This window comes from Roseibium porphyridii, assembly GCF_026191725.2.
In the GTDB taxonomy this organism is placed as follows: Bacteria; Pseudomonadota; Alphaproteobacteria; order Rhizobiales; family Stappiaceae; genus Roseibium; species Roseibium porphyridii.
Genome location: NZ_CP120863.1, coordinates 4,458,107 through 4,483,684, shown reverse-complemented (window position 1 = coordinate 4,483,684; position 25,578 = coordinate 4,458,107). Strand labels below are relative to the sequence as shown.

Here is a 25,578-nt window from a genome sequence, read left to right as displayed (position 1 = left end):
TCTGTACAGGATTTCTAGTTGGCTTAGTGTTAGCGAGCCTTAAATTTGGCTAATTGGTTCGCAAAGGAGATTGATACTCTCGGCGGGACCCGTCAAAACTGCGGGCGCTTATCTGGTCTGATAACTGTTTCGCCCAGTTTCCGTTCCCCGGAAGTATTTTTTCCAAAGCTTCAAGAACCTCGCCTATTGACTGATCATTCCACGACCACTTTACGTTGAACGAATTGAATTCTTCGAAAACAAGATCGGCGAATGTGCTCGGGAGCAATGACTTTGATGCCACATCTAGCAATCCAAGTTCATTCCAAAGGTTTTCCACTGGGCCTCTTCCATCGCGGTATCGAATTGCGACCCAGAATATTCCAAACTTGAATGCTTCGCGCGAAGTGAAGCCATATTTTTCTAAGTAACTTCGAACCAAGATGTCTGAAGAGAAAACTTCATGTTCACCATCTCTCCGAGCAAGATACTTTCTGAAAACGTCCAAGCTTGCTTGTTCTTTCAGAACCAAATGCTTTAGGGCTTGCGCTAACCCACCCGTCGGATAGCCACTTTCCGGGTCTACCCCACCACACACACTTGTGTAGCATTCGGAATTTAGATCTCTTTCTTCGAATTTATCCAGCCATGTTTCCAGCAAGGCGCGGGTTTCACTTAGCAAATTCCAATTTTCACGTGTTACCCGGTCAAAAAAGTCGGCTTCGCTATACAATTTCTCTTGGTATCGAAATGCCAACTCAAAAGTATGATTGTATTGGCCTCCACCGAGCATATCTGAAAATCTAGAGCGCAACTCTTGCTTCAGGTTGGTCAGCGCCTGTTTTGCCCCAAGCTCGGACCATTCCATGAGTTCGACGATATGCCCGCTTAGATGAAGAAGATCTCGAGCTTTGAGATCTAGACCAGCATTCTCGCATAAAACAACTACTTGAGCGTCTTGCTCTGATATCCAAACCTCATTGGAATTTTGGAAAACAGACGATCTAGGCAATCGCAGCATGCAATATTCATTGCGTATGACGAATTCTTCGTCTGTTGCCGTTACATCAGCCAGCGTATGCCTCCATAATTCTCTCGTCGCCTCCGCGCTTTGAGCGCGCGAGACTTTGGAACCAATGCGAAGAATTGGCGATACGGTTCCATCCATTCCAATACGGCGGAAGCCGTCGGAATGCGTCATCCAAAATGCCTCGTTGGTATTCTCCCAAGCGCTTTGCCAGTCCCAGTAGCGCTTCCGAAACTTCTCATGAAGATCATCGAAATAGTGCGTAAATGTCGCTTTCGGAGGTTGTGAGAGGCCCTTGTCGATTTGATAAAAGGGTTTTTCAAGATTGTCGATCATGTCTCCGACACGTATCCGGTCGTTCACATCTTGCTTGTTCTCAATTGCAATCCAACTGACATCTAGATTCCGCACAAAACTTGCGTTTTCGAGGTCCCATAGCTCGAAACTGTACAGGAACCGATCACAGCCATCGTCGCGAAGATCAGGATGCCGGTAGCCTTTCTTTCTACCGAAGACTTTTTGCTGGAAACCGGCAAGCGGCACCGATTTATGGTGCTTCATATACCTAAGGTTTCGGCGAAGTCCCCATTTGCCATTCGGGCTGGCTGCAAAAAAAACTGGACGTATCGGATTGGCGTAAAAACTATCTATTTCCTTCTTAAGAATGGTTTGAGCGCGAACATCAATTTCATAAACTCCAATAAAATTGAGCCGTTTGCCCGTGTCAGAAGTCGAGCCTTGTTTCCCATCCCCTTCTTCGCAGTAGCCTGTGATTATCTTTTCACTGTTCCGCTCGCGGACAAACCCACTGAAACTTAAGCGCCGAAGAGATGTGCCAGGAGAACCTAGCTGCATTTTTAAATCGGGAGATAGTTCCCTGGTTCTTACTAATCGCCCGGTTGCTCCATTCCAGGTTGCGCAGTCGGTCGCGAATACATGAGATAGATCAATTTCATTCAGCAACAGCAAACGATGTTCTGCTAAAAGCGCAATATAGCCATGATGTTTTAGGTGAACCAAGTCCTTGACTAGACTGCCCGCACGGAAAAACTCCGAAATACTGCGTGAAGCGATGCGCTCGCCCGTTCGGCCATTGAATATCACGAGGTTTGCTCGCTCTCCGAGGAGAACAATCTGATCGTTGCTCAAAGCGAGCACGGATTCGAATTGTTCTCCTCGGAGTGGTTTGTGAAGATAAGTTTTGTGGGTCGATGTATCGACGACTTCCACAAAACCTCGATATTCGCTGTCACTGCTTCGAACTCTAACATCCAGCATTGCTGCACCAACACCCGTTCGCTTGATAGCTTTTTTGAATAGCTTGGATCGGTAAACCGGGGGTTACGACTTCAGATTGTAACGGTCACTCGGTCAGACTTGGCGCAGTTGGCGAACGTAGCTGGATCAGCGCATTGGGAAGCGCCAATTAAAAGGGACCCTTCAATAGAGGCACAGGCAGTGGGCTGCCACAAAGCTAGTTTTTGCCAGAATTCAATCAGTTTCCTGCGATCGAACCAAATGGCGAAAACTTCCATTATTCCAGACAGACGTCTCAAACAGGGAACAAGTTTACAAATTCCTCACTAGAAATCTTGCCGGATTCTCTCTATGAACTTGCGCCAACGAAACATCAATCCTTCCGGCCCCATTGATTGAAGTTGCGCCCCGGTTTCAACCGATGCGTTTGCGCAGCCTCGCCGGACAAGGCATTCAGGAGTTCTTTATGTCCAGCCTCAACGGCAAGGCACCGTTTCAGGACCGTCGCACATTTGCGATCATTTCCCACCCGGATGCCGGTAAGACGACCTTGACCGAAAAGCTGCTGTTGTCCGGTGGTGCGATCCGCGCTGCGGGGCAGGTGAGGGCACGTGGTGAAAGACGCCGGGCACGGTCAGACTGGATGAAGATCGAGCAGGAACGCGGCATCTCGGTTTCGTCATCCGTCATGACGTTTGAGCGTAAGGGAATTGTCTACAACCTGCTCGATACACCAGGCCACGAGGACTTCTCGGAAGACACCTATCGCACCCTGACGGCTGTTGATGCTGCGATCATGGTGATCGATGCCGCAAAAGGCATTGAGACCCAGACCCGAAAGCTGTTCGAAGTCTGTCGCTTGCGCGATATCCCGATCATCACTTTCGTCAACAAGATCGACCGTGAAGGCCGCCACGCACTTGAGATCCTCGATGAGGTGCAGGAAGCGCTCGCGCTGGACGTGAGCCCGCAGACCTGGCCGGTGGGCATGGGATCGGATTTCTTTGGCGTTTATGACTGGCAGAAAAAGAAATTCCATACTTCGGAGGGCGAGCGCGGTGGTGCTTTTGCCCAAACGAAGGAAGTCTCGGGTCTTGATGACGGCGCTTTGACCGACGTCGTCTTTGATCGGATCATGGAAGAGCTGACGGAAAACGTTGAACTCGGTGCAGAAGGCTACGCCGAATTCGACCAGGAAAGCTTTCTGGAAGGTCATTTGACCCCTGTCTTTTTCGGTTCCGCTTTGCGCGACTACGGCATTGAGGAAATTCTCGACTTCATCGCGGACTTTGCTCCGGCACCCCATTCCCAACCTGCCACCGGCGGGCGCACGATCATGCCGGCAGAAGACAAGGTCACGGGTTTCGTCTTCAAGGTACAGGCCAATATGGATCCCAAACACAGGGACCGGATTGCCTTTGTGCGGTTGTGTTCAGGCACGTTCAAGCGCGGCATGAAGCTGAAACATGTGCGAGCCAACAAACAGATCGCAGTGTCGGCACCGATCTTCTTCTTTGCCGAGGAGCGTGAGATCGCGGATCTTGCCTATCCTGGCGACGTGATCGGGGTTCCCAACCATGGCCAGCTGCGCGTCGGCGACACGTTAACCGAAGGCGAGAATATCCACGTCACCGGCTTGCCTGCCTTTGCTCCAGAAATTCTGCGCCGCGTGCGCCTTTCCGACACCATGCGGGTCAAGCAGATGCGTCAGGGCCTTCAGGATCTGGCAGAGGAAGGTCTTGTGCAGATCTTCAAGCCGGACCTCGGTTCAAACTGGATTGTTGGCGTCGTGGGCGCGCTGCAGCTCGATGTCGTGGTCGACAGGCTTAAGGCGGAATACGGGACAGAAATCGGCTTTGAAACCGTGCCGTATTCCACGGCACGCTGGATCGAAACCGACGGTCAGACCTTGCAGAAGATCATTGAGGGACACCGCATGTCAGTCGCAAATGACCGTGATGACAAGCCGGTGTTTCTCTTCAAGAATGCCTGGGAAATCGGACACGTTACCGAGAAGTTCCCTGATGTCACTTTTCGTGAGACACGGGAAATTGTGCACGAAGCCTGAAGAGGCTCATTTATCTGCCTCTTTTTTTGCCGAAGGTGCTTCCGGTTCTGCTGCGCGGCTGTGCAACGGTGTAAGGCTAACGAGATCGACGATGGCGTTGCGATCAAGTTCTTCGCTATCGTCATTGCCCAGGAGCAAAGCTAGCAGTTTGGCGTCGCCTTTGATGCGCTCAACCTCAGCCAGAGTTGCGTCTTCGGAATCGGGGAGTTCAGCCGCAAACCCCTTGTTTTTCATGAGCTTCTTGTAGGCCTGTTTGGGGTTCTGCTCACTGAGCAGTTCCGTCAGGGACGGATAAGAGGCCAATAACCGCCAGGTTTTTGGCCACTCGGTCATGATCACAATCCAGCGGGCAAGCTGTAACCAGCGTTCATCGTCAGGTGGCCAGTCACGTTGTCGGAACGCGACTGCGTTATACATCGTCACGCCATTGATGATGCGTTTGATCTGGCGCGGGTTCGCCGGAAGGTGATCGGCCAAGGGTTCGAGCCGATGGGAGATTTCTGCCTCAACCTCCTCGTCGGTGGCCGCGTGGATTGTGAATTCGTCCTTAAACCAATCATCGAAGGCTTCGGTGTTTTCAAGAGCGCTCTTCAAGTCCGCGGTCGGGACGGCCTTGGCATCAGAGGTGTTGCTGAAATCCGTAGCGGTCGATGCGGTTGTAGCTGCGCTGCGGACCTGTGCCTTGAGAGCTTCGCTGTCCAGCACTGGTGCGGCAGGTTGTTGAACCGCTTGTTGAAAGAAGACGCGCAAGTTTTGCGTTGTTTCGCTGGAGAAAGTCTTGGTCTGCTCGGTGTCCAGATTGGCTCTGGAGCCCAGGAGCAGGCGCCGGACATAATCCTTTTGCCTGTCCGGGATAAGGCCAGGCAGGATAAAGGACATCTGGATTGCCTTTTCAACGAAACGCGCACCGAAAGTCTGTTCGGGACCGACACTTACCTTGTTCATGTCCTTGTGATGGACTTCGAAGGCGCGCTCGATCCAGTCACGGTCACCAAGAATGACAAAGACGACGCGGGGACTGCGCAATAGCGTCTGCATACCGCGCACGAGGTCGACAATGAATTCCGGGCTGCAACGATCGAGATCGTCAACCACCACGAGAACGGGACGTTTCAGCCGCTTCATTGTCTTGTAGAAATGCCGTCGGAAACGCTCAAACGGGTCGCCATTGCCAAGGGACAGACGCTCGGCAAGTGTGTCGGTGCCAGGTCGAATGGACTCTGTAAAGCAGGCTCCGATCCCCCAGAGAAAACTCAGCCCCGTCAACGCCGTCAGCATGAGGCCAATGCCGTCTGCAATGCCGAAACCCTTGTCCGATCCGACGCTGAACATGAGACTGCTCTGGCCTTTGGCATTGGTGTTGAGTTCCAGAATGCCAAAAATATAAAGCAGCCAGAAAAGCAGCAGACTGACGACCCCCGTTGAGATCAGGGCCACGATTTTCGGGCTTGTCAGGCGCCAGAAAATTTCCGGTAGCCAAAGCCGCAAGCGCAGATACTGACGCTGCCACCAGTCGGGTTTGCGGGCCGGTTCTCCATCGACTGTTTCAGGATCCCAGCCTTCATAAATTACGGAATCAAAACAACGCTTGCGCACGGATTGGTAAAAGACCCACCAGGGCGGTGTGACATGCTGTGCCTGCCAGGCATTGAAAGGCACCACTATCCAGGGTCTGCGCGCGCTGGATGGCCAATTTCGGCCATCTCCGGTGGTGGAGCCGTCCTTTGGCAACGGGTCGCTGAGGAAGACTGTGGTCAGGTCTGCATTGCCGTATCTTCTGGTCAGAAACGAATTCTTGCCGTGCCGATATCCGGTAGGGTTGAGCACTCTTGCAAGGAAGTTGGCAAAGGTCGTTTTGCCACCGCCCCAGGGGGCGTCCAGGTGCAGGACAAATCCAGCGCGTGTGTTGGTGCGTGACCGGTCTCCGGAAAAACCCTCCGCCTGCTCAACTGAATCCGGATCGTTGCCGTCGCCGCTTAGTTCCGCTGCGCCCGCACCTGTCCAATATGCCGAAGAATAGAGCGGACGACGGGGAAACTCCGTCGGATCTTTCGCTTCCTGCCACATGGCGTCGTTGAGCCGGCACCAGATCAGATGCAGTCGTCTGGCCAGCGCAATGGCCAGAATTCCTCTGCCAAGATCGTCGCGTTCCGTCTCGGCGTCATCGGGTGCGAAACTGGTTTCAGATTCGACAAGAGCATCTCCTTGCCCGGTTCCCTTGGCTGTTTGATCGGCCTGCGTTTGAGAATTTGATCCTGCCGCATCGGATTGCATTCGGCTGGATTGAGCAACTGCTTGAATTTGGCTGTCATTGAACAATGGCGGGCGGTTTTGTGTCCGCAGAAATGCGTCGAGTTGAAGAGCCTGGCTTTCTGGCAAAGCCAGAACTGCACCTTGCCAGTTTTTCCGCGTTATACCTGATGCCTCGATAACGGATTTCCGCGAGATCAGGCGCGTCTGATCGAACTCGTGGACTTCTGTCTCAAACCTTCGTTGACCGTCATTGCTCGCTTGTGTTCCAAGCTCCGTCGATGTGACGCGGCCCGTGCCGACCAGTCCCCCGTTCGAACGTGTTCGCCAATAAATGACCGGATCATTGGTCTGCATCTCCGTCGGAAGTGCCTTTGCGGTCTTCCAGGGTAAGGTTTCACCTGTGTTGAGCACATCCGGAGCGGAGGTCCAGTCCTCCGGATTGAACTGCAGGATCCAGACCCGGGGCAGGGTGGCGGTCTCTTCGGTTTCACTTTGTCCGCTGGTGTCCACCTCGGACGAGACTTCGGCCTCGGTCTGCGTCCCATTGCTAGACAAGCGGGTTTCCTCTCCAGAAGAACGACTATGCAGTTCGTTCATGCGGGCCTCAACGGCCTCTGGCCCGTCCTTGTCGAAAAGCTCCTGTAGGTTCGCGATTTCAGGGTTGACTGCGCTTGCGCCATCCATCCACATCGGGTCAGGCAAGGCGATGCGTGCAATCTCCAGCGTCAGGTCACGCAGTTGCTGGCCTGCAAGGCGTTGCTCATACCAAAGTGTCCAGACGTCCCAGTCAGGACCGCCTTCCAGGAGCCGTGCCTTGAGCTCTTCCCACATTTTGAGGACATCATCTGGCATGTATGCGTCCGGCCAGAGAGCGCTTTGCACAAGAGCGTCAGCAGGAAGCCCCTCATAGAGTTGCAGAACGTCCTTTTCATAGGCTGAGCCGTTATAGTCGCTGTCAATGTAGATTGCGTTCAATGTGGCACGGATTGCCAGCGTCCGGATCGCGTCATCCTGCGTTTCATTGAAACGCGGATCGACAGAACCCTTCGTTGTTTCCGGTGAGGCGAATGCAGAATCTGCGCTCTGATATCCACTCACGACAGCCGGGTTTTCGCTTGACGTAACCTGACTGACAGAAGTGAGGCCTGAAGCGCGAATGAACTCGCCGCCGGAGCAGACAAAGGCAAACACAGCGTTGTTTTGGCGAAAGGTTTTCAGGATTGCCGCATCGGCAGTCTCGTCGTTTTCGAGGTGCAAAAGGAGAAGCGGCAATGCGCGCAGGGAACAACGCAGCGCAATAGCCGCCGCAACGCTTCGGGGCTGTTTTGAAAGCCAAGCCTCAAACTCAGTGAGATCAAATTCCTGTTGTCGCGCAGTCACGTGATCACTCCCCCAAACTTCAGCTTAAACGGGAGGCACTGTCTCGAGCAACCATCGAAAATGGCTGCTGCCATGGCGTAATCTGGCAAGGCGACACTTGCTGGCCGGATTTATCGCACATCATTTACACCGAAAGACGCCTTTGAGACACTTGGTACAAACAGGAGATTTCGTTGATTGAACAACCGCTTGAAATCATCCTCGATCTGCCTTGCTGGTCTGGGCCGATAGACCCTGAGCCACTTTCCGGTGGGATCACCAATACGAGCTACAAGGTGAAGGACGGCGGGCGCACGTTCGTTGCCCGGATTGGCGGTGATATCCCGGTGCACCAGATCATGCGCTTCAACGACATCGCGGCCAGCCGTGCTGCCTTCGATGCCGGTCTGTCGCCTGCGGTGCACTATGCACAGGACAATGCCATCGTGTTGGACTTCATCGAGGGGCGCACGCTTGCGGTCGATGACCTGCAAGATCCCATGATGTTGCAGCGTGCGGTCGACCTGTTGCGCCGTTGTCATCACGACGTGCCCCGGTTTTTGAAAGGGCCGGTCATGGCCTTCTGGGTGTTCCACATTTTGCGCAACTATGACCGGATCTTGCGCGATGACGGGAGCAAATATGTCCCAATGTTGCCGGAGTTGCAGTGGCAGGCGAGCCACCTGGAAGAAACCATCGGCTTGATCCAGATGGTTTTCAGCCACAATGATCTACTGGCGGCGAATCTGATCAATGACGGCATTCGCCTTTGGTTGATTGACTGGGACTATGCCGGTTTCAATTCGCCACTGTTCGACCTTGCTGGGCTTGCGTCGAACAATTCTCTCTCTCCGGAACAGGAAGCGCTTGCACTTGAGATCTACTATGGCCACTCGCCGGACGGACTGCTTGTGCGGCGTTACCACGCGATGAAGTGCGCCGCACTTATGAGAGAGGCGATGTGGTCCATGGTGTCAGAGCATCATTCTGAAATCGACTTCGACTTTGCGGCCTATGCCGAGGAAAATCTGAGCCGGTACCAGACGGCTTTTCGAACATTTGAGGGGCTCTAGAGAAATGCGGGGCCCTGGACAAAAGACTGCCAGGCGCGGCGTTGGCCCAGCCTTAGAATGACCAAAACGTTGACATTTGCTTGACATAGCAGCCCGGCAAGGTGCCAAACTGTGGTGCATGAATTGATTTCGACATTATCAGGCAGGGAAAGCGCCGCCAATGTTGACAGTGCCGGGACTTGCGGCCGACGCGCTCGGCGATTTTTTGACTGCCTACGTGCAGCGCCGGTTCGGCAAGTCCGATCCTGAACTGGCTGAACTGGTGCCCTCCATTGCCCGTATCGCCATGGAATGCATTGGCAACAGCGATGCGCTCTACCACAATATTGAACACACGATGCTGGTCACCTTGGCCGGGCATGACATCTTGCGCGGACGCGCATTGCACACTCACATGGCGCCAACGGATTATGCGCATGTGATCGTTGCCTGCCTGACGCATGATATCGGCTATGTACGCGGCATTCTGCCCGGCGACGATGCTGATGGCTTTGTCATCGATGACACGGGGCAGAAGATTCAACTGGCACGTGGGGCGTCTGATGCCGCCCTGACGCCGTACCATGTTGACCGGTCGCAGCTTTATATTTTTGAACGGATCTCCGGCACCGGATTGCTTGACCCTCACCGGATCGCCGATGCGGTTGAAGGGTCACGATTTCCAAGCAAGTTCCCGGACGACAATGAAATACTCGGTGAAGATGCAACTTTGGTTCGCGCAGCCGATTTCATCGGACAGCTCGGCGATCCGCATTACATCCGCAAGGCCAATGCCCTCTATTTCGAATTTGAAGAGGCGGGCCTCAACAAACAGCTTGGCTACGACACCCCGGCGGATCTTGTTCTGAAATATCCTCAATTCTACTGGAACAGCGTCGCGCCCTATATTCAAAAGGCTATTCAATATCTGAAAATCACGGCGTCCGGGCGTCAGTGGATTGCAAACCTCTATTCAAATCTCTTTTTGGCGGAGAGAGACATAGCGCTCCTCGGGCCACAGCGCTGAACTGCATTGCTTTCAGCCGACATGCTCGGCTTCAAAAGACTCCTCTTCAACCGATATAGTAACTCCAAGTTGCAGTGATGTTAATTTCGCTGAGCATCTCAAATTGCCCAATTGGTAATAATGCGGATTATTTAGTTTAAAATTCAATGGCAAGTATTGTTAGTAATTCTTAGTGCTGGAGTTTATTGAAAGTCGCTTGTTGGTAAGTAGTATGATTGAAGTAAGCATTTATAAATTCATGCTAATTCTAAAAGTGCTTACTTTGGGTGAGTTTTAGGGAGTAAATCCCGAGCATGGTTGAATGAGATCTGCAAAGAGGGTGGGTTTGTCTCCTTCTGACCAATCAGACGGCCGCAGCACAACTGTTGCAACTCAATCAGTTGGAGTTGAGGCCCAGGCGGCAGAAATTCGCCGACTGTCCAGACCGTTTTGGGCGACAGTCTTGATCGGTGCTGTCAGCTTGTTGGTCTTTGTCGCGTTTCTGACACGGTCGCTCGACCGGAATTCTGTCGAACAGTCTCAGCAGGTTTTCAGAGCCTTGTTGACCGACCGCATGGGACGACTTGAAACGGTCGTTCTTGAATACGGTTACTGGGACAGCGCTGTCGAGAACCTGGTGAGGGATTTGAACCTTCAGTGGGTGGAGGAAACCTTTGTCGACTACCTTCAGGAAAATCTTCAGGTCGAGGCTTTGCATGTTCTGGACGGCGACAACCGTCCTAAACTTCAAATCGTGGATGATGCGATAGCTGAATTTGATCTGTCCCAGTACGAGAGCGGCCTTGTGCCGCTTTTGACAAAAGCGCGAGAGGGCAATGCATTTACAGCACCCGAGCCCGTTTCCGGGTTGATTGGAGATTTGACCGATCTCTCAATGGCCGGTGCGATTGTTCTTACGACCTATGACGACGTGGATATTCGAACCGACCACGTTCTTGTTTTTGTGCAACCGCTGGATAGCAACGAACTGGCTGCGTTGAGCGAAAAATACGGCCTTCCAAACTTGCGCCTGTCCTCTTCCATGCCAACCTACTGGCAAGGTGGGTTTGAACTCTCGACGATTGACGGAACTGAACTGGGTTACCTGATTTGGGACCCTGCATTGCCGGGCATCCGATTGTTGCCCTTGATGGCCATCGGTGTCCTTCTGGTCTTCATATGCACACTGTTGACCGCGCGGCTCTACGTTCACAGGGCGACCGCAATTGTAAGGGACCTGGCAGAAGCCAAACACGAGGCGGAACGCTCAAAGGAGCTGCTTGCAGAACAGGCACGGCGCGACTTTCTGACTAAACTCGGCAACCGGCGCTTCCTGGATGAGAAGATGGCTGAACTGGAGGCACAGGAGGTCTCAGCAGACTATGCGCTGCTTTATCTCGACCTGGATGGCTTCAAGCAGATCAACGACGAGCACGGACACGAAATGGGGGATCTGGTACTTCAACACGTCGCCAAGTCACTGCGTGCATTTGCCGGCGACGATGACGCTGTTGTGCGCATCGGCGGAGATGAGTTCGTTGTCGTCTTTTCGAAGGCGGATAAAGAACGGATCAATGAACTCGGACGCACGATAATCGAGCACCTCAGTGAACCCATGCAGTTGAACGATGTGGCCTGCAAATTTGGAGCGAGCATAGGCATCGCATTCGCAACGCAACCTGCTGAACTGCTCAGGCAGGCTGATGTGGCCCTTTATGCTGCAAAGAGGCGCGGCAGGGGCCAGATGACCGTCTATACCGATGAGTTGCTTGAACTGAAAGGCAGCTAGCGCTGTGGTTCGTGCAAGCGCGTGCGGCAGGCAACTAGGTACGGAACCTTCTATCCGGATACCTTCTTGGCGCGTGGCTGGATCTCCCGATATTGAATGCGGAAACTTTCAAGAGGCCGGCGTGTTCGGCGGATCACGTTCACTCGTGAACTGCACCAGTGCCTGAGGATCTTGTGCTTCTTGAAAGAGAGCGTTTGGCCGGCGAGCTTCAGACCAATCTTCGAAGGGCCTGACCCACCCAATCAGGCGTTGGCATCAGAATTGAACCCTGCAGGGCATTTCTGGGCGCATCCGGGAAAGGGGCAGACCTTTCCGCCTTTGTGTCATAATGCAGAAGCATGCATTCGAAAGTGGCGCATTCACGGCTGTCGCACAGCATGGTGTGACCAACGTGCAATCGCTTTGCGTCCACCCCCAATATGGCGGTCTCTATTTTGAGAGTTGCAGGTGCACGGACTTCGCCGACATATCGTAAATGCGATTCCAGCGTGTAGAGTGCACAACCGGTCTTGTCGAAATAGTCTTTCCCAATCCCAAAGTGGTCTTGCAGCTTCCAGGTCGCATTGCTGAACGGGACCAGATAATAGGCCTCGTTCAGGTGGCCATAAGCATCCAGCCAGCTGGTCTGTAGCGGTTCTTCGTGCAGTTGCAACGTCGCCATGATGTCTCTGGATCAGGAGGGCTTCACAAAAACAACCAATTTGGTCATCGCGGGAATGAGGTTGTCAACGATATCGACTTTAAAGCCCATCTTTTTGCCTGCGTCTGTCAGCCATCCGACAGACAGCGAGCGGGCCTCAGGAGTAAATGCCATATGCTGCAACTGCCAGAGAGCGGCAAGGGCCGGTCCGCGCCGGTCCTCTTCAACCATGAAATCATGCACCATCAGCTTGCCGCCTGGAGACAGCGCATTGAACGCCTTCTTTAGCAGCCCTTCCACATCATCGCCCGGCACACCGCTCATGAGGTAAGACATCAGGATGGCGTTCTGATTGCTGGGCCATTGAACATCGATGGCATTGCCGGGAATATACCGGACGCGATCGACCAGATCGGCCTCGGAAATGAAGCGCCAGCCAATTTCCGCCACGTTTGGAAAGTCGATGATCGTCGCGTGCAAGTTTTTGTATTCATTGCACAGACTGATCGTCATGGCGCCGGTCCCGCCGCCAACATCCAAGAGGGATTCCGCGTCACCAAGATCGACTTTCCGTGCAAGTGTCCGGCCAGGTCCGAGTGAGCCCGCGTGCTGGCTTTCAGAATAGACGGAAGCCTGCTCTTCGTCCGTCATCCAGTGGCTATAGGAAGCAATGGCATCGTCGGACAAATCGCCTTTTATCACGGCGTTCAGCTGGAGCAGGAATGGATACATCTGCTGGTCGATCTGATGGCGAAGGTAGTCACCAAAATCATATTGGGACTGCTTGGAGAGAAAGTTCTGCGCTGCAGGAGAATTTGAAATCTTTTTATCGTCACCGATTGCCAGCAAGCCAACGCTGGCAAGGGCCGTCGTCAGAATGACGATGCGATTGACTGGTATATCAGTGGCTTCTGCCAACTGTTCGGCCGTTTTGGGGCCGTCAGCGAGAACTGAAAACATATCGACATGCAGTCCGGCAAACAGAGACTTGGATGCCATGAAGCCGAATGCGATCGATGACAGGTCCTCCGCGCTTTCGATAGTGTTTTCACTCGTTGCCGCGGTGTCTTGGACCAGCATGCCGTATTCACTCCTCTGTTTTGAACTTGAGGTGCAAAACATACACCTTCAGTTCCGCAGTGCAACAAAGAGGGCGGCTGCCGGGCAGTTGGGGACGATACATGCCCAAATGATGGAGGAGGTGTAGGCGCGTTCAATCCACGACCACGGAGAAAGCAAATCAGCTTGCATCAATGAACTGATTTTAGTCACAGGCGTTAGCCAGGGGCACACACCAAAGGACAGTCTCTGATGGACATAATCAGCCGGTTTCCGCCGGGATATGCCGTCTTCAATATGAGAGTTCATGCTTCATGCGGAACAGAAAAACCGGCCAAGAGGGCCGGTCAATCTCAGGTTACGAAGATGATCTCAAGAGGCGCGCGCGGCCGGAAGCTCGATGTCGATACCGAGTGTTGTCACATCACCGGAGCGGTCCATTTCAAGTTTGACGGAATCCGGATCAATGTCGACTCGTTTGGCGACGACGGCCAGAATATCTTCCCGAAGACCGGAAATCAGTGCCGCGTCTGAACCGTCATCTGCCCGCTCATGCGCTAGGAGAATTTGCAGCCGGTTTTTGGCCACTGAGGCGCTAGCGCCTCTTTTGCCAAAGAGGCTTAGAAGGTTCATGCGGCCCTCCCTTTGAAGAGCTTGCCGAGGAAGCTTTTCTTCTCTTCAGGAATGGTCACCGGAATGTTTTCACCAAGCAGCCGGCGCACCGCTTCCATATAGGCCTTGGAGGCCGGTGAGGTTTCGTCCGACACGGTGATCGGCAATCCGACGTTGGAAGCCTTGAGCACGTCCTTGCTCTCCGGCACGACGCCGATGAGAGGCACCGACAGGATGTCGACGACATCGTCTGTCTCCAGCATATCGCCGGACTTGGCACGTTCCGTGTCATAGCGTGTGATCATGAGGTGCTTTGGCATCCGGCCGCCGTCTTCGGCAATCTTGGTCTTTGCATCAAGCAGGCCAATGATCCTGTCACAGTCGCGCACGGACGAGACTTCAGGATTGGAAACAATAATTGCTTCGTCGGCGTGGCGCATGGCAAGGGTTGCACCGCGCTCAATGCCGGCCGGACTGTCGCAAATCACCCAATCAAAATACATCCGCAATTCGCTGATGACGCTGGCCACGCCCTCTTCGGTCAGCGCGTCCTTGTCTCGGGTTTGCGAGGCAGGAAGCAGATAGAGATTGTTGAGTTTCTTGTCCCGAACAAGGGCCTGCTTGATCGAGGCTTCGCCTCGCACAACATTGACCAGATCGAAGACGACACGGCGTTCGGCACCCATGATCAGGTCCAGATTGCGCAGACCGACATCAAAATCCACCGCGCAGACCTGGTAGCCCTCTTTGGCAAGCGCCGAGGCAATCGCAGCGGTTGTGGTGGTTTTGCCCACTCCGCCTTTGCCCGACGTGACCACAACGACAGTGGCGTTGCTCATGGTGTTTGTCCCGTTTGTTGTCAGCGCCGCATCTGATTGGACTGCGGCACCATGGTTAGTTCAGTGCTTCAAAGACCAGGGTTTCGTTTTCGAAGCGGATCTGAGCTGGTGCGTTGCGAAAAGTTCCGTCGAAATCGTCTGCGACTTTGTAAAGTCCGTTGATGGAGACCAGCTCCGCGTCCAGTTTCGAGCAGAAGATCCGTGCGCAATCCTTGCCGGAGACGCCTGCAAGTGCGCGTCCCCGCAATGTTCCATAGACGTGAATGGAACCGCCCGCGATGATTTCGGCGCCGGAACTGACTGATCCGATCACGGTGACGTCTCCTTCCGGATGCAGAATGCTTTGGCCGGAGCGCACAGGCTCGGTCACAACAATCGAAGATCCGCTGGGAATGCTCGCCGGGCCAGCCGCCTTGTCGGCAGCACCCTTTGGTGCAGCTGTGCTCGCATCGATACCGTTCGCAGAAGCAGCTTCTTTGCTTTGAGCTGTCGAAGTCGAATTTTGTGCAGTTTTCGTTTCTGCCGGTTCAATTGCAGCGTTTTCCTGCTCTTTGCCCTTCGGCGCTGGGTTCTTGGGCGAAACAGGCTCGGGCACTTCAACATCCGATGCCAGTCGGCCACCGGAAAAGCTGGGAGGCATACCTGGTTTCAACCGGGTTCCAGCCACACCGTCGATACCCATGACCCTGACTGAGCGTTCCGACAATCCCGACAGCAGCTCTTCCAGATCGTCTATCGGGATTTTGCTGCCTCGAACGTCCAGAATGATGGGGCGATCGATGAAAAAGCCCGGAGACCGGGCGATGATGCGGTCGATTTCCTGGAACCAGGCATCAAAGGGCGGCTCCGGCGACAACACAATCGCAATGAAGGATTTTCCTTTGAATTTCATTCAGAGGTCCGGCAGCGTCTTCAGTGATCGGGGAGGGGATTCCAGCCCGTGGTGGTTCAGGTTGATTTGCTTTTTCAAAGGTATCATCAACCGAACGGAAGGTTCACACGGGCGTTCGTTTTCCACCGATATCAATTTTCGTTTGATATTTCAGGTAATTGGCTGTTCGGCGGAGTCTGTCTTGGGAATCCGTCACTGGCGACTTGCTAGAAGTACCGAGTCCGATTGCCAGAATCGAACCGGTAACGCTGGTCCAAATTCCTTTGCCGGAGCAGGAGTTAACTGACTTCCCGCTTAACGCTGGATTTTTGCCATATTGCAGTGCAGTATGATGCAGTAGGTGTTGGGGCGCAATGGCGTCTTGGGGACAAAGATGAGTAATTTCAGTGATATGGTGAGTTACATTGGCCTGACGCCGTCTGAGGCGGCGGCGGCTCTTGATGTATCTGAGAATGAAATTGTTCGCTGGTGCAGCACGGACGAAGCGCCGCCCATCCATATTTGGCAGGGTCTGGTTCGCATGCTCGACGAGATCCGCATTTCCGCAGAAGAAGCTGCAAAATCTGCGGATCTCGACCATATTGATGCTTCTGATCTGAATAGGATTGACTTGACGGTGCCGGGTCAGACCACAGCTGAATTTGCGGGCCCGAAACGGGCCGCGACAGCGCTCGCCGTGGCAGCACTTGCCCGAGTGTTCGTCTGAAGCCTTGGACCGCGATCCCTATCCGGCAGTTTCTTTTCGGCAAATCAAATGGTCAGCCCTTTGGGAATTCGGCTCTTTCTGATATCAGATTGGAGGGCCAGCTATCCGAGGGCCTCTGGCGCAAAACTGGCTCAGCCGCACAGCGCCGACTTTCTCTAAATCGTGACGCCTGCTGGATTGCAGGCTGAAGTCAGATATCTGAAAGGGGCATTGCCATGTCTGCAACGCTCAAGGGCCTATTTGCGGCGCTGCTTGCATTCGGTGTGTTTTCGTCTCACGACGCGCTTATCAAGGCGCTGGGGGCGGACTATCCGGTCTTTCAGATTATCTTTTTTTCCGTGTTGTTCGCTTTTGTACCGATGTCGATGATGATGCTCGCGGACAAGGCGGTCGATAATTTCCGTCCGCGGCATCCTCTGCTTGTTGCAACCCGCGCAGGGCTTGCAATTATCGCCATGTCCTGTGGTTTCTATGCGTTCACGGCGCTGCCACTGGCTGAAGTCTACGCGCTTTTGTTTGCCATGCCGCTGCTGATAACGGCGTTATCCGTCCCATTGCTGGGTGAAACAGTGAGGGCGCAGCGCTGGGCCGCTGTGATTGTCGGCCTGATTGGGGTCCTTGTCGTGCTACGTCCGGGCGTGACCGAGCTTTCCTTGGGTCACGCAGCAGCGTTGGCGGCTGCCTTTGCCAATTCCCTTTCAACGGTTCTGGTTCGCAAGATCGGAGGCCGCGAACGTCCCGCTGTGCTGATCCTTTATCCGATGATCCTGGCAATGACGGCAATGTCCATGACACTTCCCGTCGTCTATGTGCCGGTCCAGCTTCCGGACCTGGCCATGATGGCCGCCGTGGGATTTTTGTCGGTCATCGCGCAGTTCTTCATGATCTCAGCCTATAAGGCCGCCCCGGCAGCCGTCGTTGCTCCGTTGCAATACAGTCAGATCCTGTGGGCAACCATGTTCGGTATGCTGTTTTTTGCCGAAACGCCTGACATGTATGTCGGCATCGGCTCATCGATCATCATTCTGTCGGGAATATTCGTTGTCTGGCGAGAAAGCCGAGAAAATGTTTCCGATAAGACACCGGTTCTGAAGACGGCCAACCCTCGTTTCGACACCGGCCCGCAGCCGAAATAGCAAGCTGTCTGTCAGTCCAGCCGCTTCTTGAAACGCAAGGCTGCAACGAACATACCAAGCACGAAGAAACCGCACATCCAGATCACATCGCGGTGCAGGTCCAACAGACTTGCGTCTCGAAGCACGAAGCCTCTGATCATGCGCATGAAATGGGTCGCAGGAAACACCTCAGCGATATATTGCGCGACCAGCGGCATGCCTTCATAGGGAAACATGAAGCCGGACAGCAGGATCGACGGCAGCAGCACGAATACGGTCATCTGTGTTGCCTGGAGCTGGCTCTGGGCGATGGTCGACATCACCAGTCCGAGAGAAAGGCTGGCACCGATAAACAGCAATGTGCCGACGAAAAGATCCAGCGTTCTGTCACCAAACGGTACGTTGAACAGAAGGTGCCCGAGGCCGAGAATGATCACCGTCTGCAAGAGGCCAATGAAGATGTAGGGAATGATTTTCCCGATCATCAGTTCCATTGGCCGGACCGGCGTGTTGATCAGCATCTCCATGTTGCCGCGTTCGCGCTCGCGTACGATGGCTGACGAGGTGAACATGATCATCGTCATGGTCAGGATGATCCCGACAAGGCCAGGCACAATGTTAATGGCAGTGCGTTGTTCGGGATTGAAGAAAAGGGCCACTTCGAAAGTGGGTGTCGAGCGGTTTGGAGGCTGCCGGTTGAGTTCGGACAATGGCATGCTTCGCAGGGATTTGATGGCGCCTGCGATCATGGTGTCAGATCCGTCGACGATCCATTGGGCGACCGGGCGACTTGTTTCCTCATCCGTTGAGGCTGGCGTGCCAAGTCCTGCCGCAGGCGATCTTGCAACACGCTGCGACAGGTCTTCGGGCAGAATGAAGGCCGCTCGGACACGTGCGGATTTGATTGCCTGTTCTGCTTCTTCGACCGAATTCAGACGCTCGGTGACTTCCACAACTGTCGTCGCCTCGACGATCTGGATGAGCACTCGGCTGAGCCCGGTCTGGCTGTGATCGACGACAGCAACGGGGATGTCTCGCACATTCGTGTTGATGGCATACCCGAAGAGAATCAATTGAATAAGCGGGATCATGATCACCATGCCGAAGGTCATCCTGTCCCGCCGCAACTGATTGAGTTCCTTGAAGAAGATCGCGGCAATGCGGGAAAGCGGTCTCATTGGCGGCCTTCTCCGGTTGCGGTGACGAAGACGTCCTCCAGGTTCGGACGGACCCTTTCAATCAGCGTAGCGCCATCGGTTTCAGGTCTGGCTTTCAAAAAGGCTTCAGGGTCAGCGATGCCTGTTTCCACAAGAACCCGAAGGCGCGCGCCAAGCTGCGCTGCGGCCACGATGCCCTCAGTGTCCAGAAGATGGCGCCGGATGTCGCGCAGGTTGGGACCTTCGATTTCCACCACGTTGGCGCCCATTTCGGCCATGAGATCCTTCGGGGCTCCGTCAGCCCGCTTTTGACCGGCTTCCAGGATGGCAATCTTGTGGCACCGTTCCGCCTCATCCATGAAATGGGTGGTAACGACGATGGATGTGCCACCTTCAATCAGGTCAAAGAGCTGTTCCCAGAAATGCCGCCGAGACTCAGGATCGACTGCTGAGGTCGGTTCATCCAGAAACAGCAATTGAGGCTCGTGCAAGACAGCTGTCGCCAAGGCCAGACGTTGACGCTGGCCACCGCTCATCCGGCCGGCAAATCGGTTCTGAAGGTCGCTCAGCTCATAGCGGTCCATGACCTCGTTGATCCGCTGTTTGCGCCTTGCACCCGACAATCCGTAGATAGTGGCCATGAAGCGGAGATTTTCCAGAACCGTCAGATCGCCATAGAGTGAAAACGCCTGCGTCATATAGCCAATTTTGTATTTCAGCGCCTCCGCATCCTTGGGGACCGACAGACCAAGGACTTCGACACTTCCTTCAGTCGGTGTGAGCAGTCCGGTCAACATGCGCATGGCGGTGGTCTTGCCGCAGCCATTTGGCCCCAGAAAACCATAAATCATGCCGCGTTCTATGGTCAGATCAAGCCCGTCGACCGCGCGGAAGTCCTTGAATTTTTTAACAAGTCCCTCGGCGTGGACGACAATATCGGTGTCTGCGGCCGTCACGGCAGCACGACCTGCGCAGGCACGCCATTGGGCAGATCGCTTGCGCTGTCGGGAAGTTGAACTTCGGCTACATACATCAGCCGTGCGCGTTCCGACTGATTGAGCGCGTAGTAGGGAGTGAAGGAGGGTTCGGAACTGATCCATCGAACGTGACCTTCTAACGGGTCGTCGAGGCCATCCACCTTGATCTCCAGCTTGTCGCCTTCGTTGATCTTGACCCGGTGCGGTTCTGGCACATAAACGCGGGCAAAGGGCGCTGCACCAGCCAACATGACGGCAACCGGACTGCCGGCCGTCACGCGCTCACCAAGATTCCAGGGAAGATTGTCCAGTACACCGTCGCGGCTCGCCGTGATGGTCAGATCGGACAGGATCTTTTCCTGTGTGGCAAGGCTCGCCATTGCTGCTTCAAGTTCAGCTCTTGCAATATCGAGATCTTCTGGACGTGTTCCGGTTACCAGTTCTTTCAGCTGTTGCTCGGCACTTTGAAGGCTGGCGCTGGCCGCATCACGTGTGGCCTTGGCACTGTCGAATTGCGCCTGGCTCGTCGTACCTCTTTGTGTCAGATCCTGAAAGCGCTTGAATGAAGCTTCAGCATCGACCAGCTCGGCCTTGGCTCCGGCAACATTTGCACGGGCCTTTGCGATTTCCTCTTCCCGCGCCCCGTTTTCCAGTTTGATCAGATTGGCGCGCGCCTTTTGTACCTCTGCACGTGCCTGGTTGACGATGGCTTGCTGCTCTCCCGGGTCGAGCTGTGCCAGGACGGTTCCTTTTTCAACGAAGGTCCCTTGTGCAACCGGCAGGGAAACCAGAACCTCGTTGGCGGTGGCCGTCAGCGCGACACGGTCTCGCTCCAAAGTTCCGAGCGCTATGTTGCCCTCATCGGGACTGCAGGCAATCAGCAAGGCGCAGCAGGCCAGAGCAAGGCTTGTGTGAAGTCGAGCCAGAGTCATGACGTTCCTCCCGTCGGATCGCTGGCATTGGGCCAAACGGATCTGAGTCGGATGAAACTTTAACGCGACTGTCGGAAGAGGGCCATTGCAAGAGAGTTGCCCTGGGAATGTGTGCAGATGGCCGACAGAGCTTGAATACCCTGAAAATAAGGAAGCCGGGAGGGCCCGGCTTCAGTGTCTCATGTGATTTGCTGTGGTCAGCTCGCGCGCTTGAAGATGTTGTACCAGCGCTTTTTGGGCACGGTGATTGCGCGTTCCAGGATTTCGGCTGCATAAAGGGCGGCGTTTTCGCGAGCCTTTTTGACGCCGGAAACCACCGATGGATCGAGTTCCGAAAGGCCGGCACCGAACTCAAACAGGTCGCGGAAGGCGGCTCGTTCAACAATCGGCGTCATCAGGACATCGATATTCTGGGCCGCCAGAAAATCCTGCACCGCCTTCATGGCCCGCGTCGTGACCGCGGCATTGGTGCGTGTCAGCACCACGCAGTGCTGGATGTCGTGGCGAACGATCTTTTCAAGCTTTTTGATCAGCGTCAGGATCTTGGCCCCGCCGCGTGCATCCATGGATGAGCCCTGAATTGGAACAACCACAAGATCCGACACAGACAGCGCATTCGCGACGACGAGGTTCTCGGTTCCTTCCAGATCGACCACCACGTAATCGGAGTGTTCCGCCGCATAGGTGATTTGCTCAGTAATGGAGGCTGGCGAGATCTCGCTGATCACAGAAATACCGGGACATTTCTTCGGCAACTCATGCCATTTCGAGATCCATTTTTGCGGATCGGCATCAAAGATCGTGACACGCTTTCCCCGGGCTGCGACTTCTGTCGCCAGCAGAAGCGCTGCCGTGGTTTTCCCGGCGCCGCCCTTTGCGTTTGCGAAGGAAATGACTGGCATTTGGGTTCTCCTGAACTTGCCGTGCATTGTCTCTAAGACGGGCCTCAAGGGGTCCTATCTATCTGGCAGTCTTGGATTTTTATGGTTACCAAATTCTTAAATTCGCATTTTGCGACAGAGTTATTCAGTGGTTGTTAATGAATGTGGATAAGAGGGGTAAGAACTCTAGTTACAATTTGCAGGGGTGCATCGTGATTAATCGCCATGTTCCAAAAAGAAACTGCGTGTTCACTTGTATTTTGTTGAAAATTATTTTCGGACTTCCTGGGTGAAGCAGCGTGATTTTGAACTGTTGCGAACCTTTTGTACACTTAAGCTGCCAGAGCGCCGATTACCGACAAGAGGCATAAGAATGCCGAGCCAACGGCATTCCAATTACAATCAGGCGAATGGAAGTCCGTGGTGCTGCAGGCTTGCTTCACTGCAGCTGACACTTCGAAAGAGGGCGGACCGCCGTGCACGACCAAGCCGAAGCCCGGTTTAAATGTCAACGGGCAATCCGCCTTTCACCCACTTGGATATTCCTCCCTCGACAATCTTCAGGTTGGTTAGGCCTACTTTTCGAAGGCGCCTTGCCGCCGATTTTGCACGGCTCCCGGACAGGCAACTTAAGGCCAGCGTGGTGTCCGGGGCGGCTTTAAGGAGGCCCAAAACGGCTTTCTCGAAGTCTTTATCGTTCTGACAAATGCGACGACTACTCTTTGGACTTCCCGTCGCCTTCCATTCGTTCGGCGTTCGAACATCAATGATCGTGACGTCGCCCCGAAGACTACCTTCATAGGCGTCCCCGGGCGAAAGCCGGTCGAACCTTGCAAAGAGGCTGAAGAGTTCGGAAATTTTCACGGTGACTTAGGAGTTGGACCGGGTGCTGGCACCAATGATCCGGTAGATCGGACAAAAACTGATGAACCCCGTTCCTACCAGAACCGCGCCTGCAATCATCAGCACAATTCCAAGCGTCGATGACACACTGGCAACGAAACCGAGCAAGGGGGCAAGAATGAGTGCTGCACCCAACACAATACGGACGATACGGTCGAGTGAACCCACGTTGGCGATGCTCATTTTATGTCTCCTGACTTAACGATGAGCCAGACATAAATCTTAGTGCCTGAAGGTGTCTGTGACTTAGTCACGTTGGCCGCAAAGCACGGTGAGCGCGGGGCGTGACAGGATGTCGATGCTGCCCCTGTGTCGGGCAATCAACCCCTGTTTTTCCCAGTCCGTAAGTTTTCTTCCGATCACCTCCCGAGCGGAGCCGAGGTCTTGCGCAAGACGTTCATGTGTCGTCTCAACGAAGTCTCTCTCGCCTGCCAATTCCAATAGCCGCTTGGCAAGACGGCTGTTGAGAGAAGCAAATGAGACTTCATCGACCTTGGCCATCAACCGGGTAAGGCGCGAGGAAAAAGAGCGGAAGACGATCTCTCGAAATTGCTCAGAGGAAGCGATACGCGCCTGAAACTCGTTTGCAGGAATGACCAGCGCAGTCACATCACTTTCCGTGACGGCTTCTGCGCTGTAGCTTTCGTGCGACAGCAGACATGACGTGGTGAGAACGCAGGTTTCGTTGGCACCGATACGGTAGAGAAGGATCGATTTTCCTTCTGAGTTCATGAGATCTACGCGGACTGAACCGCTTTCAATCAGATAGAAATTGCGGCAAGGATCTCCTGCCCGAAACACGGTTGCGCCCTTTGGGAGCGATACGCTCTGGGACCCTTCAAGGCATTTGGGTCTTAACTGGTCTTGCGGCATAGCTTTGCGTTTCTTCCAGATAACCGATCCACCAAAAATCGAGATCTTAAATTGGTCCGTGATTTCGTGATGGTATTGTTTGTCCCGGACCGGCGGCGCGTACGGTCGGTTGGCAGAACAAATTCAGGAAAACTTTATCATGTCGCCGGTTTGTGCACGATTGCGGCAAAAGGACCGAAAGGCTACCTTGGCGCTAAGATTCTATTGCGAAACTTTTCCAGGGTTCCTTGAGGACTGACATGACAATTCGGCACAAACTTTTGACGATTGCAACGACAGCGGCTTTCCTGGTGACGGGGGCTCTTGCCGCACACGCCGAAGCGTTGAAACCTTATAAGGACCGACTGTTCCGTTACAAGAAAGTCCATGAAACGCTTTATAATGGCGACTTCATCGTCGTTGAATATTCAAAGCAGAGAGACCTGCGTGACCGGGACGAAGTCGATGAACGCCGGGTCTATGGCAACTACGTATCCTATAAGCCCAAAAGGGGGCGCGGCAGCGCCGAGTTAAGCGCCAACGGTCGGACAATCCAGTATATGGGAACCGGCAAATGGAAGGGCGGTGCAAAGGCAATTGTCATCTACATTCATGGCCAGGGCGGAAATCGCTTTCAGGGCATGAACGATGTTTCCTTTGGTGGCAATTTCAATCGTATTCAGAACCTCATGGTGCGCAACGGAGGTGCTTACCTTACGGTTGATATCAAGAATTTCGACAAACGAGGAACGGCAGACGTCGCCGCGCTGATCCAATACCAGAAGCAGATTTCGCCGGGTGCGAAAGTCGTTGTCGCTTGCGGCTCGATGGGTGGGATTATCTGCTGGAACCTTGTGAGAAACGGCAATTACTCGCGTTTGCTCAGCGGTATCATGCTTCTTGGATCACCCAAGGATCCGAATTTCCTGGGGTCCAGTGCGCTGTCTCGGAATGTGCCGATCTACATGGGGCAGGGCACGCTGGATCGGGTCTATAATTGGGAAGATCAGGCGAATTTCTTCAAGCAGATCAAATCCAAAGCACCGAACTACCCGATCAAGTTCACGCTATTTGATACCGGCACACACGGGACACCCATTCGCATGACGGATTGGCGACTTGTGTTGAACTGGATGCTTGGGTGAGAAACTGAGCAACGGCGATTGAATTCAGAATTTGCTTTTCAATTTCTGTTAGCAGAAAGCGATGGAGGAGAAATTGAAGGTCAGCGCAAGAACCACAACTCGATACGTCGCAGTCACTTTCAGTCTCTTGTTGTTAGCACCGGCCAAGGCGCATGACGCAGAAGAGCTTCTTAAATCTGTTGAGGGCAACTCGTCGCGTATAGATCTTACCAATCAGATCCTGACCAACACCTCCTCGGATTGTGCAGACTATGTGAATGCCTATGAAAGCGAAGTGGAAGACCTGCAAAAAAACAGGGCATTGCGCGGTGCCGTGATCGTCGGGCTTGAGGGCAGCTATTGCACCATTGAGTCTAACGGTATTCCAAACCACGATGTAGGCGGAGGCTCTAGACGCGACTTTGCTTCAGAAGTCGAAGCCATTGGCCACACCTTCAAGATTGCTCGCAATCCTGAATCCAAGGGTTTGTCATCGACGCTGGAACATACGAATTACGACGCTGTGCTTTTGAACGGTGCAGTTGTCGATATTCAATCAGCAGGTTGTTATCGACCGAATAGCCCACAGGCAGACGAGAACGGGAATGTTCTGGCGGGTTGCAGGGCCAACGATCCATATCTGCTCGATCCAATGTCGCCATTGGCTACCTTTGCCGAAGATGATCACCATGCACATACCCAGCCAGATGGCCGATATCACTATCACGGCAACCCTAATGCCTTATTTGATGACAATCCCGGGCCGAACGGATCTCCGTTGATTGGTTTTGCCGCCGACGGGTTTCCTGTTTTTGGCTCTTTTTTCAAGGATGAAACTGGAACAGTCCGAAAAGCGAAACCGGGCTATACCTTGAAACAAGGAGAACGACCATCTGGTGATGGTAATCCGGGCGGTGCTTACAATGGTCTCTATCGTTCGGACTATGAATTTACCAACGCTGGCGACTTAGATGAGTGCAATGGCATGACCGTGAACGGCGTTTACGGCTACTACGTCACGGACAGTTATCCCTGGATCGTCGCATGTCTTATGGGAATGCCGGATGCGTCCTTCGACAAGTAGTCACGCTCCTGGCGG

General features: G+C 53.9%; 22 protein-coding genes. 8 read left to right on the top strand and 14 right to left on the bottom strand.

Features of this window, described 5'->3' with window-relative positions; all coding sequences use genetic code 11:
- Nucleotides 1-49 precede the first annotated feature (49 nt).
- A complete protein-coding gene (locus K1718_RS20715; protein ID WP_265680985.1) occupies nucleotides 50-2,284 on the bottom strand; it encodes a hypothetical protein in 2,235 nt (744 codons plus the stop codon).
- A 445-nt stretch (nucleotides 2,285-2,729) separates the two neighbouring features.
- Here K1718_RS20715 and K1718_RS20710 point away from each other — a divergent pair, with 445 nt between their 5' ends.
- The gene (locus tag K1718_RS20710; RefSeq protein WP_152502755.1) at nucleotides 2,730-4,331 is read left to right on the top strand and encodes a peptide chain release factor 3; all 1,602 of its coding nucleotides are present in this window, start codon (nucleotides 2,730-2,732) and stop codon (nucleotides 4,329-4,331) included.
- 6 nt (nucleotides 4,332-4,337) lie between these two features.
- Here K1718_RS20710 and K1718_RS20705 read toward each other — a convergent pair whose 3' ends face one another.
- On the bottom strand, nucleotides 4,338-7,964 hold the full coding sequence (locus K1718_RS20705; protein WP_265680986.1) for a P-loop NTPase fold protein: 3,627 nt from the start codon (nucleotides 7,962-7,964) through the stop codon (nucleotides 4,338-4,340).
- 173 nt (nucleotides 7,965-8,137) lie between these two features.
- On the opposite strand from K1718_RS20705, the gene K1718_RS20700 reads away from it, so the two are divergent.
- From K1718_RS20700 to K1718_RS20690, 3 genes are all read left to right on the top strand, one after another.
- Nucleotides 8,138-9,016 carry a choline kinase family protein gene (locus K1718_RS20700; RefSeq protein WP_265680987.1) on the top strand — a complete coding sequence of 293 codons (879 nt, stop codon included), beginning with the start codon at nucleotides 8,138-8,140 and terminating at the stop codon, nucleotides 9,014-9,016.
- A gap of 160 nt (nucleotides 9,017-9,176) precedes the next feature.
- On the top strand, nucleotides 9,177-10,022 hold the full coding sequence (locus tag K1718_RS20695) for a metal-dependent phosphohydrolase (protein WP_265680988.1): 846 nt from the start codon (nucleotides 9,177-9,179) through the stop codon (nucleotides 10,020-10,022).
- Nucleotides 10,023-10,323: 301 nt separating this feature from the next.
- Nucleotides 10,324-11,790: a diguanylate cyclase domain-containing protein gene (locus tag K1718_RS20690; protein ID WP_265680989.1), complete on the top strand. Its 1,467-nt coding sequence runs from the start codon at nucleotides 10,324-10,326 to the stop codon at nucleotides 11,788-11,790.
- A 208-nt stretch (nucleotides 11,791-11,998) separates the two neighbouring features.
- Here K1718_RS20690 and K1718_RS20685 read toward each other — a convergent pair whose 3' ends face one another.
- From K1718_RS20685 to minC, 5 genes are all read right to left on the bottom strand, one after another.
- On the bottom strand, nucleotides 11,999-12,451 hold the full coding sequence (locus K1718_RS20685) for a thioesterase family protein (RefSeq protein ID WP_265680990.1): 453 nt from the start codon (nucleotides 12,449-12,451) through the stop codon (nucleotides 11,999-12,001).
- A 12-nt stretch (nucleotides 12,452-12,463) separates the two neighbouring features.
- Nucleotides 12,464-13,510, bottom strand: a complete 1,047-nt coding sequence (locus K1718_RS20680) for a methyltransferase (RefSeq protein ID WP_152502750.1) — start codon at nucleotides 13,508-13,510, stop codon at nucleotides 12,464-12,466.
- Between the two features lie 351 nt (nucleotides 13,511-13,861).
- Nucleotides 13,862-14,122 carry a cell division topological specificity factor MinE gene (gene minE, locus K1718_RS20675; RefSeq protein ID WP_152502748.1) on the bottom strand — a complete coding sequence of 87 codons (261 nt, stop codon included), beginning with the start codon at nucleotides 14,120-14,122 and terminating at the stop codon, nucleotides 13,862-13,864.
- Nucleotides 14,119-14,940 (bottom strand): septum site-determining protein MinD, encoded by an 822-nt coding sequence (minD, locus tag K1718_RS20670; RefSeq protein ID WP_152502747.1) that lies wholly within the window; start codon nucleotides 14,938-14,940, stop codon nucleotides 14,119-14,121. Before minD ends, minE begins: the two co-directional genes overlap by 4 nt.
- A 55-nt stretch (nucleotides 14,941-14,995) precedes the next feature.
- Nucleotides 14,996-15,832 (bottom strand): septum site-determining protein MinC, encoded by an 837-nt coding sequence (gene minC / locus K1718_RS20665; protein ID WP_265680992.1) that lies wholly within the window; start codon nucleotides 15,830-15,832, stop codon nucleotides 14,996-14,998.
- A gap of 373 nt (nucleotides 15,833-16,205) precedes the next feature.
- On the opposite strand from minC, the gene K1718_RS20660 reads away from it, so the two are divergent.
- Both K1718_RS20660 and K1718_RS20655 read left to right on the top strand, forming a co-directional pair.
- Nucleotides 16,206-16,538 (top strand): MerR family transcriptional regulator, encoded by a 333-nt coding sequence (locus K1718_RS20660; RefSeq protein WP_265680993.1) that lies wholly within the window; start codon nucleotides 16,206-16,208, stop codon nucleotides 16,536-16,538.
- A gap of 215 nt (nucleotides 16,539-16,753) precedes the next feature.
- Nucleotides 16,754-17,674, top strand: coding sequence for a DMT family transporter (locus K1718_RS20655; protein ID WP_152502744.1), 921 nt, complete (start codon nucleotides 16,754-16,756; stop codon nucleotides 17,672-17,674).
- An 11-nt stretch (nucleotides 17,675-17,685) separates the two neighbouring features.
- On the opposite strand, the gene K1718_RS20650 is transcribed toward K1718_RS20655, so the two are convergent.
- The 7 genes from K1718_RS20650 to K1718_RS20625 form a co-directional block, all read right to left on the bottom strand.
- Complete coding sequence (locus tag K1718_RS20650; protein WP_152502743.1) at nucleotides 17,686-18,831, bottom strand: ABC transporter permease; 1,146 nt, start codon at nucleotides 18,829-18,831, stop codon at nucleotides 17,686-17,688.
- Nucleotides 18,828-19,766: an ABC transporter ATP-binding protein gene (locus K1718_RS20645; RefSeq protein ID WP_265680994.1), complete on the bottom strand. Its 939-nt coding sequence runs from the start codon at nucleotides 19,764-19,766 to the stop codon at nucleotides 18,828-18,830. The genes K1718_RS20650 and K1718_RS20645 overlap by 4 nt, the downstream gene beginning before the upstream one ends.
- A complete protein-coding gene (locus K1718_RS20640; protein WP_265680995.1) occupies nucleotides 19,763-20,719 on the bottom strand; it encodes an HlyD family secretion protein in 957 nt (318 codons plus the stop codon). The genes K1718_RS20645 and K1718_RS20640 overlap by 4 nt, the downstream gene beginning before the upstream one ends.
- Before the next feature lie 197 nt (nucleotides 20,720-20,916).
- Nucleotides 20,917-21,621 carry a ParA family protein gene (locus tag K1718_RS20635; RefSeq protein ID WP_152502740.1) on the bottom strand — a complete coding sequence of 235 codons (705 nt, stop codon included), beginning with the start codon at nucleotides 21,619-21,621 and terminating at the stop codon, nucleotides 20,917-20,919.
- A 480-nt stretch (nucleotides 21,622-22,101) separates the two neighbouring features.
- A complete protein-coding gene (locus tag K1718_RS27555) occupies nucleotides 22,102-22,464 on the bottom strand; it encodes a rhodanese-like domain-containing protein (RefSeq protein WP_418068044.1) in 363 nt (120 codons plus the stop codon).
- A 6-nt stretch (nucleotides 22,465-22,470) separates the two neighbouring features.
- A complete protein-coding gene (locus tag K1718_RS20630) occupies nucleotides 22,471-22,686 on the bottom strand; it encodes a YgaP family membrane protein (RefSeq protein WP_152502738.1) in 216 nt (71 codons plus the stop codon).
- 63 nt (nucleotides 22,687-22,749) lie between these two features.
- Nucleotides 22,750-23,376, bottom strand: a complete 627-nt coding sequence (locus tag K1718_RS20625; protein ID WP_265680996.1) for a Crp/Fnr family transcriptional regulator — start codon at nucleotides 23,374-23,376, stop codon at nucleotides 22,750-22,752.
- A 239-nt stretch (nucleotides 23,377-23,615) separates the two neighbouring features.
- Between K1718_RS20625 and K1718_RS20620 the strand changes: the two genes are divergently transcribed.
- Both K1718_RS20620 and K1718_RS20615 read left to right on the top strand, forming a co-directional pair.
- The gene (locus K1718_RS20620) at nucleotides 23,616-24,500 is read left to right on the top strand and encodes an alpha/beta hydrolase (RefSeq protein WP_152502736.1); all 885 of its coding nucleotides are present in this window, start codon (nucleotides 23,616-23,618) and stop codon (nucleotides 24,498-24,500) included.
- Nucleotides 24,501-24,561: 61 nt separating this feature from the next.
- Nucleotides 24,562-25,563 carry a YHYH protein gene (locus K1718_RS20615; RefSeq protein WP_265680997.1) on the top strand — a complete coding sequence of 334 codons (1,002 nt, stop codon included), beginning with the start codon at nucleotides 24,562-24,564 and terminating at the stop codon, nucleotides 25,561-25,563.
- The last annotated feature ends 15 nt before the right edge of the window (nucleotides 25,564-25,578 follow it).

What these genes read in the sequence shown, in the direction of transcription:
- K1718_RS20620 (WP_152502736.1), top strand. Translation starts at nt 23,616, where the DNA reads ATGACAATTCGGCACAAACTTTTGACGATTGCAACGACAGCGGCTTTC.
- K1718_RS20615 (WP_265680997.1), top strand. Translation starts at nt 24,562, where the DNA reads ATGGAGGAGAAATTGAAGGTCAGCGCAAGAACCACAACTCGATACGTC.
- K1718_RS20690 (WP_265680989.1), top strand. Translation starts at nt 10,324, where the DNA reads ATGAGATCTGCAAAGAGGGTGGGTTTGTCTCCTTCTGACCAATCAGAC.
- K1718_RS20680 (WP_152502750.1), bottom strand. Translation starts at nt 13,510, where the DNA reads ATGCTGGTCCAAGACACCGCGGCAACGAGTGAAAACACTATCGAAAGC.
- K1718_RS20715 (WP_265680985.1), bottom strand. Translation starts at nt 2,284, where the DNA reads ATGCTGGATGTTAGAGTTCGAAGCAGTGACAGCGAATATCGAGGTTTT.
- K1718_RS20650 (WP_152502743.1), bottom strand. Translation starts at nt 18,831, where the DNA reads ATGAGACCGCTTTCCCGCATTGCCGCGATCTTCTTCAAGGAACTCAAT.
- K1718_RS20635 (WP_152502740.1), bottom strand. Translation starts at nt 21,621, where the DNA reads ATGCCAGTCATTTCCTTCGCAAACGCAAAGGGCGGCGCCGGGAAAACC.
- K1718_RS20695 (WP_265680988.1), top strand. Translation starts at nt 9,177, where the DNA reads ATGTTGACAGTGCCGGGACTTGCGGCCGACGCGCTCGGCGATTTTTTG.
- K1718_RS20640 (WP_265680995.1), bottom strand. Translation starts at nt 20,719, where the DNA reads ATGACTCTGGCTCGACTTCACACAAGCCTTGCTCTGGCCTGCTGCGCC.
- K1718_RS20655 (WP_152502744.1), top strand. Translation starts at nt 16,754, where the DNA reads ATGTCTGCAACGCTCAAGGGCCTATTTGCGGCGCTGCTTGCATTCGGT.
- K1718_RS20710 (WP_152502755.1), top strand. Translation starts at nt 2,730, where the DNA reads ATGTCCAGCCTCAACGGCAAGGCACCGTTTCAGGACCGTCGCACATTT.
- K1718_RS20625 (WP_265680996.1), bottom strand. Translation starts at nt 23,376, where the DNA reads ATGCCGCAAGACCAGTTAAGACCCAAATGCCTTGAAGGGTCCCAGAGC.
- minD (WP_152502747.1), bottom strand. Translation starts at nt 14,940, where the DNA reads ATGAGCAACGCCACTGTCGTTGTGGTCACGTCGGGCAAAGGCGGAGTG.
- K1718_RS20660 (WP_265680993.1), top strand. Translation starts at nt 16,206, where the DNA reads ATGAGTAATTTCAGTGATATGGTGAGTTACATTGGCCTGACGCCGTCT.
- minC (WP_265680992.1), bottom strand. Translation starts at nt 15,832, where the DNA reads ATGAAATTCAAAGGAAAATCCTTCATTGCGATTGTGTTGTCGCCGGAG.
- K1718_RS20685 (WP_265680990.1), bottom strand. Translation starts at nt 12,451, where the DNA reads ATGGCGACGTTGCAACTGCACGAAGAACCGCTACAGACCAGCTGGCTG.
- K1718_RS20630 (WP_152502738.1), bottom strand. Translation starts at nt 22,686, where the DNA reads ATGAGCATCGCCAACGTGGGTTCACTCGACCGTATCGTCCGTATTGTG.
- minE (WP_152502748.1), bottom strand. Translation starts at nt 14,122, where the DNA reads ATGAACCTTCTAAGCCTCTTTGGCAAAAGAGGCGCTAGCGCCTCAGTG.